The organism is Pontibacter pamirensis, from assembly GCF_010015475.1.
Classification (GTDB): domain Bacteria; phylum Bacteroidota; class Bacteroidia; order Cytophagales; family Hymenobacteraceae; genus Pontibacter; species Pontibacter pamirensis.
Genome location: NZ_SSNI01000029.1, coordinates 1 through 15,646 on the forward strand (window position 1 = coordinate 1; position 15,646 = coordinate 15,646).

Consider the following 15,646-nt stretch of genomic DNA (forward strand, 5'->3'; position numbering starts at 1 on the left):
AGGCTCGACAAAGACCATGAAAAGACCACTAAAAGCGCAGAAGCATGGGTACTATGGCAGAATTGTCAGCTCATTCTTAACCGGATTGACTAAAAATCAGAACGTTACAAATTTAAACATGCTCTAAGAATCAAATTGCTTTAAAATGAGAACGTCTTATATTTTCATTGCGCTGGCGGCTCTTCTGGGTCTAGTTGTATGGGGCTTTTTGCAATATGATTTCAGAGGTGAAGCCAATGAGCAAAAAGAAAGAACAGCAAGTGTAGCCAGTGGAACACAGGTTGCTTATGAAAACGACAGTATTGCGGATAAGCTACAAGCCTACAACCTGGCTACTGATTTTGTGATAGCGTCTCTTCAGGAACCTTCCACAGCTGAATTTCCAAATACAAAAGAAAGGCTAAAACATGTAAAGCAGTTAGGGGAAAAAAGGTACCAGATAGATTCCTGGGTCGATAGCCAGGACACCTATGGCGCCATGAGAAGAAGAAGCTTTAGCTGTACCATTAGGATGCAGGATTCCAGCGCAGTAAAAGAAAAATTTACGATAGAAGAACATGGCTATATACCCACTAATAAACTATAAGCCTGGTTTGGGAAAGGATGAACTCTTTGAATAAAGTTTCAGTACCTGTTTTGCCTTTATCCTAATAAAGCTTTATCTGGTTCTCACAAGAACAAGTTTGTATTTTCAAAACGACACGATAGCCAAACAAGAAATATGCTTCAGGGCTTTAAGGCATCATGAAAGAGAAGCTGCTGAAATACGATCAACCTTCATGGGATAGTTCATACTTCAACAGCTTCATGACAAAGACAATAAGTTAGCCTAGGCTTCTCCTAACACTGGCTCCTGTCCTGTTTTCTGCTTTTTATTCCACTCCACACCCGTGTTTTTCCAACTTCTTTCAGCTGCCGAGTCTAAAACTGCCTGGCATACCTTCTGCGTTTCAAGGGCCTCTCTGAAATTCGGAGAGCATGGTTCTCCTGTCTCCAGGCTCTTCAGGAAATCGGCTACATGGTGAAGGAAAGTATGCTCGTATCCAATGCTTGTGCCGGGTATCCACCACCTGTCCATATAAGGCTGGTCGCTGTCAGAAACATGTATGGAGCGCCAGCCGCGGACAATGGATTCATCCGCATGATCAAAGTATTCGAGGCGGTTCATATCGTGCAGGTCCCACCGGATGGAAGCATGTTCGCCGTTGATTTCAAAGGTATACAAAGCCTTATGGCCGCGGGCATAACGCGTAGCTTCAAAGAGGCCCAAGGCTCCGTTATCAAAATGGCAGTGGAAGATGCAGGCATCATCGATGCCCACTTTCTGCACCTTTCCCGTTTCCTGATGCATACGTTCTTTGATAAAGGTCTCGGTGAGGGCAGATACATCCTTTATACCACCGTTCAACCACATGGCGGTGTCGATACAATGGGCAAGGAGGTCTCCTGTCACACCAGAACCGGCTGCTTCCGCGTCCAAACGCCATGTCGCGGTGCCACCCTGCGGCACATTGGCATTAATTGTCCAGTCTTGCAGGAAGTTAGCCCGGTAATGAAAGATCCGTCCGAGTTTGCCTGAATCTACTATCTGTTTCGCCAACGTAACTGCCGGCACACGACGGTAGTTGTACCATACCGTGTTGTTAACTCCTGCCTTTTCAATGGCATCCACCATTTGCTGTGCTTCGGGCAAGGTTCGGGCAAGAGGCTTTTCACAGAGAATCATTTTACCGGCCTCAGCAGCTGCAATCGCTATTTCTGCGTGCATATCATTCGGTGTGCAAATATCCACGGCATCAATATCATCACGCGCGATGATAGCCTTCCAATCTGTTTCGATGGATTCGTATCCCCACTGTTCGGCAAACGCCCGTACTTTGTCCTCGCTGCGGGAGCAAGCAGCCTTCAACACTGGCCGGTACTCCAGCTCAGGGAAGAAGTCATTCGCGCGTTTATACCCGTTGGTATGGATGCGCCCCATCAGGCCACAGCCAATCAACCCGATTCGTAGTTCTTTATTTTTTCCCATTTATCCGCTATTTGAAGGTTATCTAACAGTTGCCGCTACAGGCTTTTTCTCCGGCTCGTACCAGCCATGTAACTGGCGAACTTTTATCATAGTAGCCAGAATGTCGTTCCAGGTCTGCTGCTGTTTCATCACGTCATTAGAGAACATGCATCCGTCCCAGCAGATGTGTTTGAACGCCTTTGTAAGCTCCCCCTTTTCATCGCGGAGCCAGTGACCTGCGTCTTTCGCAATGTCCAGCTTTCCGTTCGGATCAAGTGCCTGGCAGTGGCGTCCTGTTTTATCATGTGAACCTGTTCCATGTACGGTGCCATCGTTCTGGGCAACGTGGAAATCTATCGTCCAGGGGCGGAGTGCATTGGTCAGCGTTCTGAGTCCATCCGTTAAAGCTTCGCGGTCGCTCCACTCGAAGTTCTTCGGCAGAATACGGTCTTCTGGCCTGTTATAGCCCAGCAGGTATAACAAGGTATGCGACATGTCGGCTTGGAAGCCAATGTTTGGTCTCTCAACGGCTTCTAAGGTATCGATCATCGTCTTCCAGCTGTGCATGCCTCCCCAGCAAATCTCACCCTCTGCTGCCAGCTTTTCGCCATAATCGGCAGCTACATCGCAAGCTTCCCGGAAGGTCTGGGCAATCAACTTTGTGTTAGCAACCGGGTCAAGGGCCCAACTCTCCGGCGTACTGGCAGAATCGATGCGAATAACCCCGTGCGGACGGACACCCATTTCGCGCAGCTTGCTTCCAAAAATGCAGGATTTACGCACCTGTTCGATGAACTGGGTCCGCTCTTCTTTACTGCCCATGGCCGGGCCACCCCAAATAGGCGCTACCAGCGTGCCAATGTTCAGGTTAAATGATGATACTTTATCTGCCAGCCGTTTTATACCATCATCCATGTTATTGATATCAACATGAGGCTCTAAAAGCCCAACGTCAACACCATCAAACTTTACCCCGTCTACCTCAGCAGCAGATGTCATCTCGAGCATGGAATCAAAAGAAATGGGTGGCTCTGAATCAGGACCTTTTCCCACGATACCAGGCCAGGTTGCATTGTGAAGCTTCGGATAATTATTCTCGTTCATAAGCCAATAAATTTTATCAGGTTTAAAAAACAATTATAAATAGTGAAGAGGAGTTTTATGCCTCCTTCTCTTTTGGGTTTGCCAGCTACAACACCAGATCAGGATTGCCTGGGCCAAAGTGCTTCAGCATCACAATCGGATCAGTCGAGGACGTGTTCACTATTTTAACACCCTCTCTGGCAGCTTTTTCACTTACAAAAAACTCGTCGTTGGTTAACTGCCCGTAACGAATCAGAGCAGGAGTCTCTATGTCCCAGACGCCCATTTTACCGTGCCCCTGCATCATGATAAGGCCGTAAGCAGCGCTGTCTTTTATTTTTACCGTAGCTCCCGGAGAAACAGTAAGCTCTTTGGCACTGAAAGCGTCTGATTTATAGCACACCCAGGTTTCGGTGTATCCTTCGGCTTCCATTTCTTCTACAGGTCTTACAGGCTTGGGAGCCATAAACCTGTTTTCCATCATGTAAGGATCCACATTCAATTCCCAATCGAGCACCTCCAGTAGCTGGTCAAAGTCTCCTACTCTATCCTCTGGAGTACCATTCCACAATAGTTCTTCCGGTATGATGGCTTCATTTACCAGCGATTGGTACATCGCAAATACATCAGAAGCTTTCTGCGGCTCGTAGGTGCACATACTTCCAGGGGCGTGAAGCAGTCCTGGCGGAACATCCCAACCTGTGCCCGGCTCCAGGCGGAAAGCCTGCGAGTAGTTTGTTATTTTGTTGTCGCCTTTAGAGAAGTTCTCCAGGCACTCGCGAATTTTTCCTTTTGTTGTGCCCGGCGAGATGCCGAAAAAGGTATAAGGGAAATCACCTCCATGGTTATTCAGCTGTGGGGGGAAGTAGTAAGCTTCCGGTTTACCCATCTGGCCGATGAGCTTGGCATGTTCGTCGTTATGATGCACGTGATGCGGCAGGGGACCCATGTTATCAAAGAACTTGGAATACATGGGCCAGCTGCCATGCTCCTTCCATAAGCGGTCTCCAATCAGTTCGCCCTTCAGTTCATCAACGGCATCCTTTAAAAGTATTTTCTCTTCGTTGGCACCATCATTGAAAACGATGGCGCTTAAGCCTTCATTTTCTCCGGTTAACGGACCATTTTTCGCTGGCGTGGTGGATGAAAGCCAACGCTCGTCGATACCGCCGCGCTCCCCTCCCAATACATAGTAATCGTCAGGGTGCAGCTTTATTCTTCGACCCGGTACACAGAATGAACGTGGCACCCAAGTGGGGGCTAAACGAAGAATACCTTTTCCTTGCTCTAATGCCTTTGCAGCTAGGCTTACTTTTTCTACTGTTTCCATTTTTTCTATTACAGTTAGCTTAAGTTGTTATCTAAAAAATCATTGATTTTTTCTTCATGGTTAAGTACTTCAATTTCCAGGTTGTATGTCCTGCTTTCTCCCGGTGACAGGTATATGAGTTCGTTTTGCTCCCTTGCCTTTGCCTGCCCTATGGGTGGGTTTGTACCTGGTTCCAGGCCTGTCACGTACTCGCCCCTTCCCCAATGCTGCCAGTTCGTTAACCAGGGCAGTTGCTTTTTCTGAAACCGCAGCGCAAGCGCAATACCGATTTGAGCGTTGTACAGCCCGCACACGCAAGCTCCCGCATTATCAGGTGTCACATCAATGAAAGCTGCTTCCTCTCCTCCTCCAGTATGTTCTTCTAAAGGAGCGGAGCATTTCCGGAAGTTGTTTCCCTCCCGGAAAATTTTGTTGTATGGTTCACCCTCCCGCGATTCCCATGCTCCCTGCCAGATAATATCCGTGCCTTCATCTACTAATGGCCAACCAAAGTTGAAATGATATAGCAGCATATGAGGAGCAGGCGTGTTGCCCCGGTTTAGCACTTCATCATGAATACTGATGGATGCTTCTCCAATCCTTCCTGATATTGTTCGTCTCAGCTCCAGGTTCGGCCCAAACAACTGGGTTTGCTTGATTCTCCCTGTGATGCTCATCTCCATTTTACCGGCTATGGGATCAGGCTGAAGAATCGATTCGATTTCAGCAGGTGTGTTGCTGATTTGCCCGTGCAAACCACGCTCACCATAAGCGTCTGCCTCCGGACTACCCACATGCGTTAAGCCACACGTAACCAGCAAGCCTCCCCCAAACGTTCTGATCCAATCTATCCCCTTATCAGAAAATGGTTCGGGAGGGGTAATACCCGAGTGGCTCAACCAGGCAAGGCTATGCTGGTTGTAGAAAGCATCCGCTATATCCATGGCCCGGTCGATTACCACCTTGTAGCGCAAACCTGTACCCGTGTTGATCCAGGCAATACGGGTTCCGCGTCCAGCACCGTTGTCTATCACCGAAGTCTCTATGCCTCCCAGTTGTGCAGGGTTACAAATCTTGTTTTCCCAGGTTTTATGAGCCAATGTGTTATTAAGGATTAGGATGATGAAGTAATTTTGATTCGACTTCTGCTGCTTTGCTTTTCCTTGTTGTTATGATGCTTACTGAACTTTAGCTACACACCAGGTACAGACAAAAGCTACAGCTGCTTCAAGCGCAGGTTCCGGTATTCGACCTTCATGGGTGGGCCTACGTGCACCTGCACCCCCAGCAAACCTGAAAGCTTCCGGTTGATGGTGTCATTGTCCGTTACATCGCTCATCAGCACATCATTCACATAGTGCTGCATCCTGTTACCCTTTACAACTAAATGCACCTCGTTCCAGTCATTGCTTTTGATATGGGCTTTTAAAGAGTCGGAAGCACCCAGCGATTCTGTTACCGTAGTAGCTGTCCAGGCATTGTTTTTAACGTTGTCTCTCAACGACTTTGACTGATTTCCAGGAGAATTTACCTCCACTTTCTGTCCCCGGTACGCCAGCGTTGTTCTCCCCCGTTCTTCGTAATTCTGGCCAGTGTAGCGCTTGCGGCCATCTATATCTGCCTGGTACCCACTTAGTGCGTAGGGAATACTATCTACCTCAACACTTCTGTAATTAATGCCGCTGTTACCGTTTTCTGTCAGGCGGAACTCCCCTTTCAGTTCAAAATCCTCTGTTTGCCCTCCCCGCCAGATAATGAAAGTATTGTTCTTCAAAAGTTTATCCGGCGTCACCTCCCCTACTAAATTGCCATTTTCTGCTCTCCAATAGGCAGGATCTCCCTCCCAGCCTTTCAGTGTTTTACCGTCAAATATTTCCACAAAGCCATCTTCATCTTTAAGACTTCCCTGAGCCAGCACCCACACAATAGTAAAAAGAATAAAAGGAGGCAGCAGCGCCCACATCTTCTTATTAATTAAGAGTTTATTCATATCAGTTGTTTTTATTTCAGGACTGAGTTGGTCATAACAAACTAAACACCTTGCAACATTTCACCTCCTTTATACTTGCTTGTCAGTTAAATCTACTGTAATCCCGGCAGCTAACTGTCATGGTCTGTGCTGACCCTATGCAGTTCTTTCGAAGTGCTAAAGCAATTTGCCGTTTCACCGAGTTATTAGTCAGAAAGTATACTTATGACTTTAGAAATATTGATTAAACAAAAAAATTCTATATTGCTTTTTTAAGATACTTTTCTTAACTCGAAATAAGGCATTTACTAATCTTCCTGAGCGGCTGCCTTGAACGTATGCCTTCACGAACGTGGAGCACATAGAATCAACTTTAGAAGGTAGGAAAGGCGGAGGGCATGCAAAAACTATCTATTTTAAGCGAAGTATGACATAGTAGTACCCAGCTTAAACTGATCGGAACTAATTCAGTCTAGCAATAAGCTCTTCTACTGAAACAGGAGCTACAGATATCCTGCAGGTTCTATAATGAAGTGCGCCGAATCATATAAAAAGAGTTTTTTACCTTTATCTGCTTCTTGTTTAACAGCAAGTTAGCAGCAGTCTGCCCCATAGCCTCAAAATCAGTGGTAATTATGGTAACAGACAGCACCTCCTTTAAAGCAGTATCATTAAATGAAATAATGCCTAGATCCTTACCTGGAGTAAAATTCAACTGTTTAATCTTTTTAAATAAATCCCCGAGATCCGATTCCTCTATGGTTATATAAACTGTACCTATATGCGGCACTTCTTCAGCAAGGTTATTGATGATAGAAAAATTCTTATTATAACATAGGCAGAAGTAACGAAATCCATTCAGGATCTCAATTGGATATTGCCCGTCAACGGGAAATATTAGTGTTAACTTTTGATATTTATTCAATAAATCTAAAGCTGACTGAAGGGCGTTAAAAATATCCTTCTCAAAATCCTGGTATACCGCCAGATACTTTGAGTTTAAAGAAGGAAGGTCTTTATCCAGTAGAACTAGTTCCTCACTTGGGATACTTTTAAGTATTCGCTTGTATTCATTCTGATCTGCGTCATAAGAGAAGTGAGGCATAATGACATAGTAATTATACTTGCCCAAATTCTTTTCAATGATATCCTTAAACACCTGAACATCATAATGGTGAATATGCAGATCCAGCGTGGCTTTATCACCAAGTGTTTTCAGAAAGGAATAGTAGATAATTTTTTTGTAAGAACTCAGTTTGTTAAATACCAACAGTATTTTTAGCTTTTTGGCACCAGTACCAGCAATGAAGTTACCCTTCCCCTGAATTGAGGTAATAATGCCCTGCCCCCTTAACTCCCGATATGCTCTCTCTACAGTATCACGTCCTATCCAGAGTTCTGCACTTAAATCATTGATAGAAGGTAGTCTCTGATCTTTTTTCAGAACACCTTTTTCTACATCGTCGATAATAGCCTGAAGGATCTGCTTGTATTTCGGGGTTTTACAAGTACTGCTTATTTTAGGATAATACATAAATATTCAGGGGCTTGTAGTATATAAAAAGTTATTTTATATCAAGCTGTAGACTCTCTCGGCTACTTAGTCTTGCAGCAACAATGACTTAAACTCCACTACAATCAGGACCTTTGAGTTGATATCACGTTACCCATAGGATTGAGACTCCCAACAGACATGAGCTATTAATTTGCTTTCATCGCCATAAAACACATGGTCCAATGCATTTCCCGCCCTAGCTTGCTTAATATATCTATCTAAATATAAGACCTCTACCTATAAATAAAAATATCCAACATAAAAAAGTGACTAATTACTCAAATGACGTTGCGGAAGAGTCTTAGCGGGAATCAAAATTAAATGTGCTCTGGTGTTGCGTAACGTCAGTTACTCCAGTTGCTACAACTAGTTGTGCAAAGCATATTCGCAATTGACTGTAGTAGTGAGCAGATGTAAGATGTCTCAGGGGTGGTTGTTCATTAATTTTGAAAAGATGATGCGTTATGCATCAAAAGACCGCTTCGCCCCTATCGCCGCTAATAACCTGCTTGTTAATCCGGCTATTAATTGCTTTAGTTTATCACTTTCTTTAATTATGTGTTTGATACACGCTTCTATTAGATCATGAGATACCAACCTTTTTCGATTCTCTTCTTTCTGATGCTCACCAGCTTTGCCAGCATGGCACAGACAAGGGAATTACCTAACACAACCGTTTCCCTTCAAAACCTGGAAGACTTCAGGCCTGCAGCAGCCAACTGGCAGCTGGCCGGGGATGTCTATTATGACCTGCGCAAAGCCGGAAGGGGGCAAATACAACAAGGCACCGGCGTGCTGGTAAACGAACTGTCAGCCCGGAACAAAGACAACCTGTTCACTAAAATGGAGCATGGCGACATAGAACTGGAGCTTGACTTTATGATGGACAAAGGGTCGGATGCCGGCATCTACCTGCAGGGGCGCTACGAGGTGCAACTGTTTGATAGCTGGGGCGTGCAAAACCCGACAGCCGCTGACTGCGGTGCCATCTATGAGCGCTGGGATGAAGACCGCCCCGGAGACAGAAAAGGGTATGAAGGCCACCCGCCCGCCGTAAATGTCAGCAAGGCCCCGGGGCTGTGGCAGCATTACAAAATTGTTTTCAGAGCACCCCGTTTTAATGCGCAGGGTCAGAAAACGGCCAATGCTGTATTCGTGCAGGTGATTCATAACGGTGTAACCATTCATGAGAACGTGGAAGTGACAGGGCCAACGCGTGCCGCTGCTTTCCAGGATGAGCAGCCGCTTGGCCCACTGATGATACAGGGCGACCATGGCCGCGTCGCCATCCGTAACATCAGCTACAAAGCATTCGGTACAGAGCCTGTCACCTTGACGGGCTTGACCTTGAAAGCCTATGAAGGTGAGGTGAATGAGGTATCTGCCTTCGACACCCAAACGCCTGTGAAGGAAATGGACATTCGGGCACTGGCCCACCAGGGTTCCGGCACCCGCGACAAATTCGGCGGAAAAATAAACGGAACCCTTCATATACCGCACACCGGCGAATACCTGTTCAACCTGAAGCTGGACTGGATACCGGAAGACAACAACTACCCTGAAAGGCCGAACGGTGCCGGGGAGCTAGTCATAGGTGGCAAAAAAGCAATTGTGATTGACGGCGAGCACGGAGATGCCACGGCCATGGTACAGTTGGAGGCAGGCGAGCACCCGGTAGAGCTTTCATACCTGAAGAAATTTGGTTATTGGTATGCCCAGAGCAACGACTTCACACTTTCTGTGGAAGGCTCAGGCGTGCCTTATACCACGCTGAACACTCCGCTGCGTGCAGCAGAGCCGGTAGGTGCCATTATGGTGTTGGCTGAAAACGAGCCGGTGATGCTCCGGAGCTTTATCATGCATCATGGAGAGAAAAGAACACATACCATCTCTGTAGGAGAACCCGGCAATGCGAACTACACCGTAGACTTAGGTACGGGTGATTTCCTGCAGTTCTGGCGCGGCAATTTTCTGGAAACCACCCCGATGTGGCATGAGCGGGGCGAGCCCCAACTAGGCGTACCGATGGGAAGCGTGATCGAACTTGCCGGCAACCCCACGCTTGCTTTTCTATCAGATGCAAATATGGCATGGCCTGACTCTAATACTGCTTATAACTACATCGGTTATGAAGTGGATAAGAACGGCCGGCCATCCTTTAAATACGATTTGGGCAGAGCCAGTGTAAGAGAGGCTTTTGAAGTAATTGAAGGAGGAAGGAAACTGGCCCATTCACTGGCAGTAATACCCGGCCAGCAGCAGGAGGCACTGTGGTGCAGAGTGGCAGAAGGAAACGAAATCACAAAACTGCCTAACGGGCTTTATGCCATCAACGATAAAGAGTACCTGATAGAATTGCCGCGCAGGGTAAGGCCTATTATCCGGACCACGGCAGAGAACAGGAAAGAGCTGCTACTGCCCGTGAAGGCCAGAAGAGGCATCGCAACGGCACAGTATAACATTGTTTGGTAGGCGTAAGCGCAACAGAAGGAAAGACATCATCATGAGAATAAAATCACATTTAATACATCTTACAAAGGCTACGCTTGTTGCGCTCTGTTTGCTTTCCCTGGGTGGGCAGGCAGGTATGGCGCAGGAAAATGTCGAAACAGGAAGTATCCCAACCACATCTGAAGACGCTATTCCGGAAGTGGAAGACGATTTTTATAAGTTGATTTCGCTGCCGATACCGGAAGGGGTGATACTGGAAGTCGGGGGCCTAGCCACATTACCGGATGGCAGCATCGCGGCCTGTACCCGGCGAGGAGAAGTATGGATTATCTCTAATCCGAATGTTTCAGGCAACATCAAACCAACCTACAGGCGTTTTGCCTACGGGCTGCATGAACCGCTGGGACTGGCTTATAAAGACGGCGACATCTACGTAACACAGCGCAGCGAAATCACGCGTCTCCGCGACATGGATGGCGACGGAGAGGCGGACGCCTACGATAAAGTATACTCCTGGCCGCTGTCAGGCAACTACCACGAATACTCCTACGGCCCCCTGTTTAAGCCAAACGGAAACATGCTGGTAACCCTGAACCTGGGCTGGAGCAATAGCCTCGGACATGGCGTCAGCCTGGTCCCGTGGCGCGGCTGGATGTTGGAAATTACCCCTGACGGGCAAATGACGCCTGTAGCTGCCGGGCTGCGTTCGCCTTCCGGATTCGGGTTTAATGAAGCCGGGGATGTTTTCTACACCGAGAACCAGGGCGATTGGGTTGGCTCCGGCCGTATCTCGCACATAGAAAAGGGTGACTTCCTGGGTAATGCCGAAAGCCTTCGCTGGACGGACCTGCCAGGATCACCTCTCAACATCAAACCACAGGACATTCCTAATACCGGAGAGCCCCTTTATGATGTGGCGAAACGTGTAGAAGCCCTGAAGCCGCCCGCTGTATGGTTGCCGCACGGCATCCTGGGTATCTCTACTTCCGGCATCCTGAATGACAACACAAACGGAAAATTCGGTCCTTTCAGCAACCAGTTCTTTGTGGGAGACCAGGGGCAGAGCAAAATTATGCGGGTGGCCCTGGAGAAAGTAAAAGGCCAGTACCAGGGTGTTGTATTCCCTTTCCGGGAAGGCTTCTCTTCTGGTATCCTCCGCCTAATCTGGGGCAGCGATGGAGCCATGTTCAGTGGCATGACCAGCCGCGGCTGGTCCTCTACCGGAAAAGAACTGTTCGGCCTGCAGCGCCTTGTCTGGACCGGCAGAACGCCTTTCGAGATGAAAACCGTGCGTGCCATGCCCGATGGTTTTGAAATAGAGTTTACACAACCTGTAAACCGGACACTAGCAGCAGATCCTTCTGTTTATCAGATTACAGGTTTCAATTATAAGTATCAAGCCGAATACGGAAGCCCGGTTATCAACAATGAAAAATGCACGGTGCGTGGCGTCGTCGTGTCGGAAGATGGATTAAAGGCCCGCCTGGTGGTAGATGGCCTGCGCGAAGGCTACATACATGAGATTACGGCAGAAGGTGTGCGTGGGGCAGACGGCAAACCCCTGCTGCACCACGTAGGCTACTACACGCTCAACCAGTTTCCGGACGGAGAAAAACTGGCTATTGCAGCGCCTGCTCACAGCAGTCATGCTGCTATGGCCTCCTCTGCCAAACCAGCTGCAACTAAATCTGCTGCTGCAAAGCCAGCCGCTGGCACAATGGCCAAGCGTATTACCAAAAGGCCTGCTTCCTGGACGAAAGAGTCTGATATTACCATTAACGTGGGCACTAAGCCCGGGCTTAAATTCGACCCTTCTCAGATACGCGTAAAAGCGGGCAGCAAGGTAAAAGTGGTTTTCCACAACAATGACGACATGCTGCACAATTTTGTAGTGGTGTTACCGGGCACTGCCATAGAGGTAGGTGAAATGGCAATGAAACTGGGGCTGGAAGGACAGGAGAAGGACTATATTCCGCAAACAGACAAATTGCTGTACCACACAAAGTTGCTGCAGCCCGGTGAAACGGAGGCAATTTATTTTGAAGCACCTGATGAGCCCGGCGATTATACTTTTGTCTGCACAGTGCCCGGACACTTTTATGTGATGCAGGGTACATTTAAGGTAGTGCAATAGCTTAATGAATATTGAAAGTACGCTAATTCAGCATCAGAAGATAAGAGCTATAATTTAGCTTCACTTTTACCTCATAAAAAAGCCCATACTGAGACATTTCAGTACGGGCTTTTTTTGGGCCTACACAGGCTTTAATGTATTTCTAATGCAAGGCATGGTCTGCAGGAAAATCCTGACCTGTCCAGGCCTTTACGGCTGTCCAGGGAGCTGCCGGCGCTGACCAGAAAGGGTCTGATTGCGGCAAGCCGAGTGGGAGGAAAATCGTGGCGCAGAGGTAGAGGCTGCCGGTGGTAATGTAAAAGTCCGCTGCATCCGGCTGGTAGCCATACAACCCTATATTAAGCCAGCCATCTTTTGTAAAGGAAGAAGGTGCATCCAGTGTTTTCTTGTTAACTGCTGTTAAAGCACTCCGTACCTGCCCGGGGGTAAGAGACTCCGGCAGTTGCTTCCGCATCGAAATATCTGCCAGATGATGAAATGCCCCGCCACGGTAGGCAATGGATCGGCCGATAACAGGGAAAGAGCCATCTGTGTTGATGTATCTTTCCTGTATCTCGGCGTAACGCTTGCTGATCTTGTCGAACTTGGGCGCATAGCGCTCATACCTGTTGTTTTGTTTGGCAGCAACTTCGAGTATGGTTGCCATGTAAGGCTGAATAACATAGCTGTTGTAGTAATCCAGCGCGAAATTCATTCCATCAGAGTACATGCCATCTCCTACATACCAGTGCTCTGAAAACTCCCTGATTCCGTATTCAACCCGGACGGCATCATATTCTATTCCATAGTTAGCAAAGAAGGCTTCTATCATTCCTGAAAACAATATCCAGTTAGAGTAAACCGGAACGGTGTTTCGTGTCGTTTTGAAAGCTGTAATCACCTGATCCTGCACTTTGCTATCCAGGTTTTCCCACAACCAGGGGCACTTTATCAGGCCCAGGGCCAGGAAAGATGCATCCACTAAGGGTTGTCCGCCATTCCACTCCATGTAGTCTTTCGCAGCCGGATTTACAGCGTTGGCCACAGCTTTCAAAGCCCATTGCCGGTACTGGTTTCGTAAGGCTACCTCTTCTTTCGAACCGCCTTCGAGGTTGAGCCATGGGCCTATGCCGCTCATGACCCTGCCAAAAGCCTCCAGGTAAGCTACCTTCTCCCGCGACGCCTTATTGTCAATTTTCTCAGACAGGGCTACGGGCATTTTCTCTTTTAACTGATCCGCTGCCAGATTAAACATAACCGGCCTGGCTACTTTGTCCATATACTGCAGCCATACTTCTCTTTCGTTGGCAGCGGCTGCTTTCTTTTTCTGTGCCAGTGCTGGCTGCGTCAGGCAGCATAGCAGTAGCATTAAAAAGGTAGTGTATAATTTCGAACTCTGTTTTAATGATATCATGGTGAGTTATATCAACTATAAAATAAAGACGCTCCATAAAGTAAATCTCTAAAAATGCTTTGGAGATTTGCTTTATGGAGCGCCAAGTTAAAAAATTATCTGCTCCGTAACATTCCTGGTTTAGTAACCTGGGTTTTGCTCCAGCACAGCATCTTTGTTCAGGTCAATTTCATTCTGCGGAATTGGCATCAGCAAGTGCATTTCTGACAGCCCGGTGATTTGCCTGTTTTCTGGCAGTCCTGGCACATTAGTGTTTAGCCTGTTAGCTCTTTCTACTAGCGTACCCGTGCGCATTAGCGTGAAGCGGCGGTTTTCCTCACCTAGCAGTTCCCTTGCTCTCTCGTCTAATATAAAGTCCAGTGTGATGTCGGCGGCAGAAACAAGCGGCGCATCAGCTCTTTCCCTCAACATGTTGATAGACTCAGCAGCTTCAGCCAGTTTACCTTGTTTGAACTGAGCCTCTGCTCGGAGCAGGTACGTTTCGCCCAGGCGCATCAGGATAAAGTCTTTCCACATACCATATCCAAACACATCCTGCGGATCAAAATGGCCCCATTTCATGGTATAAGGATTGATGATGAAAAGCGTATCCGGACCTTCATAAGGTACTCTTGTTTTGTAAATATTACTGTATTTCGGATCAGGATCGTTATAATACAGCTTTCTGTTGATGTTATATTCTGAGTTGCGGATATCATTCTCATCATACAGGTCATACAACACCCAATTGTTCAGCCTGATTCTGGCAATTCCCCTGCCGCCAAGTGAATCAGCCGGAGTCATTCCTGGCCTGCTATGGTAAGAAGCTACCCACACACGGCGCTGCTGCGGATTATCTGTCATACCGCCTGGCACGTTTCTCGGGTTCTCAGCTTCCATTACCCAGATTGCCTCCGTGTTTCCTTGTCTTCTGCGCTGGTTTCCATACTTAAACATATCAGAAAAGGGATCACCTGGTTGGTTTGCCACCACACCATAACGTTCCGTTACCAAACTGAACGCGCCGCTGTTAATGACAATGTTTGCCTGCTCTTCGGCTTTGGCAGGCTCTCCAATTCTAAGGTAAACCTCTGCCAGTAGCTGGTTTGCCATATATTTGTTGGCTCTGGCTTGCATCGCTGCGGGTATATTATTTATATCCGGCAAATGCTCTGCTGCAAACAGTAGATCCGTTAAGATCTGGTTGTTCACATCCTCCAGCGGAGCACGCACAAAGTCTGTTTTAGGAGCAGTTAGTGGCTCTGTCACCAGCGGAACGCCACCAAAAGCAGTGGCTAAGGTGTTGTAGGCAAGCCCTCTGAAGAAACGTGCCTCTGCACTAATCCTGTCTTTTTCAGTATCTGGTACGCCTGTAAGATCAGGGCTTTCAACGTTCTGGATTATAACGTTGGCGTTATTGATCATGGCATAGCCCCAGTTCCAGGTATGGTCTGCGGCCCCATCCAGAGGTGTCAACGTATTATAGTTATAGTAGGGGTTTTCAATACCTTGTGGTTGCGCAGGCCATGCCACATCAGTACCTACATGCCAGACTGACGGCCACCCCTGCGCCCAACTTACGCTGTAAAACGTGCTGTTATGGTTATAAAGGCCTACCAGAGATGCTTCTAAACCTGGTAAGTCCCGCAACGTTGTTGGCGAGTAGGAGCTTAATACTTCTTCATCCAGGAAAGAATCATCGCATGCTGTAAAGGCTGGCAAGCCAACACAGGCGCAAACAAATATCTTTATGTATTTTTTCATC

At 47.5% G+C, this 15,646-nt stretch carries 11 protein-coding genes; 3 read left to right on the forward strand and 8 right to left on the reverse strand.

Annotation, left to right across the window (positions count from 1 at the left end):
* The first annotated feature begins 145 nt into the window (after positions 1 to 145).
* Positions 146 to 586 (forward strand): hypothetical protein, encoded by a 441-nt coding sequence (locus tag E1919_RS19430; protein WP_162055087.1) that lies wholly within the window; start codon positions 146 to 148, stop codon positions 584 to 586.
* Between the two features lie 243 nt (positions 587 to 829).
* Here E1919_RS19430 and E1919_RS19435 read toward each other — a convergent pair whose 3' ends face one another.
* The 6 genes from E1919_RS19435 to E1919_RS19460 all read right to left on the reverse strand — a co-directional run bounded on the left by E1919_RS19435 (position 830) and on the right by E1919_RS19460 (position 7,903).
* Positions 830 to 2,029, reverse strand: coding sequence for a Gfo/Idh/MocA family protein (locus E1919_RS19435; RefSeq protein ID WP_162055088.1), 1,200 nt, complete (start codon positions 2,027 to 2,029; stop codon positions 830 to 832).
* Between the two features lie 18 nt (positions 2,030 to 2,047).
* Positions 2,048 to 3,112: a sugar phosphate isomerase/epimerase family protein gene (locus tag E1919_RS19440; RefSeq protein ID WP_162055089.1), complete on the reverse strand. Its 1,065-nt coding sequence runs from the start codon at positions 3,110 to 3,112 to the stop codon at positions 2,048 to 2,050.
* Positions 3,113 to 3,197: 85 nt separating this feature from the next.
* A complete protein-coding gene (locus E1919_RS19445; protein ID WP_162055090.1) occupies positions 3,198 to 4,421 on the reverse strand; it encodes a class I mannose-6-phosphate isomerase in 1,224 nt (407 codons plus the stop codon).
* Between the two features lie 14 nt (positions 4,422 to 4,435).
* Entirely contained in the window at positions 4,436 to 5,500 is a 1,065-nt protein-coding gene (locus E1919_RS19450) for an aldose 1-epimerase family protein (RefSeq protein WP_162055091.1), read from the reverse strand.
* A 116-nt stretch (positions 5,501 to 5,616) separates the two neighbouring features.
* Positions 5,617 to 6,390, reverse strand: coding sequence for a 3-keto-disaccharide hydrolase (locus E1919_RS19455; RefSeq protein WP_162055092.1), 774 nt, complete (start codon positions 6,388 to 6,390; stop codon positions 5,617 to 5,619).
* A gap of 502 nt (positions 6,391 to 6,892) precedes the next feature.
* Positions 6,893 to 7,903, reverse strand: coding sequence for a GntR family transcriptional regulator (locus E1919_RS19460; RefSeq protein WP_162055093.1), 1,011 nt, complete (start codon positions 7,901 to 7,903; stop codon positions 6,893 to 6,895).
* Between the two features lie 606 nt (positions 7,904 to 8,509).
* Between E1919_RS19460 and E1919_RS19465 the strand changes: the two genes are divergently transcribed.
* Both E1919_RS19465 and E1919_RS19470 read left to right on the forward strand, forming a co-directional pair.
* Positions 8,510 to 10,396, forward strand: a complete 1,887-nt coding sequence (locus E1919_RS19465; protein WP_162055094.1) for a 3-keto-alpha-glucoside-1,2-lyase-like domain-containing protein — start codon at positions 8,510 to 8,512, stop codon at positions 10,394 to 10,396.
* Between the two features lie 31 nt (positions 10,397 to 10,427).
* A complete protein-coding gene (locus tag E1919_RS19470; protein WP_162055095.1) occupies positions 10,428 to 12,509 on the forward strand; it encodes a plastocyanin/azurin family copper-binding protein in 2,082 nt (693 codons plus the stop codon).
* Positions 12,510 to 12,651: 142 nt separating this feature from the next.
* Here the strand turns inward: E1919_RS19470 and E1919_RS19475 are convergent, their stop codons facing one another.
* Together E1919_RS19475 and E1919_RS19480 are read right to left on the reverse strand one after the other, a co-directional pair.
* Positions 12,652 to 13,857 carry a DUF2264 domain-containing protein gene (locus tag E1919_RS19475; RefSeq protein ID WP_162055096.1) on the reverse strand — a complete coding sequence of 402 codons (1,206 nt, stop codon included), beginning with the start codon at positions 13,855 to 13,857 and terminating at the stop codon, positions 12,652 to 12,654.
* A 165-nt stretch (positions 13,858 to 14,022) separates the two neighbouring features.
* Complete coding sequence (locus tag E1919_RS19480; protein ID WP_162055097.1) at positions 14,023 to 15,645, reverse strand: RagB/SusD family nutrient uptake outer membrane protein; 1,623 nt, start codon at positions 15,643 to 15,645, stop codon at positions 14,023 to 14,025.
* Between the last annotated feature and the right edge of the window lies 1 nt (position 15,646).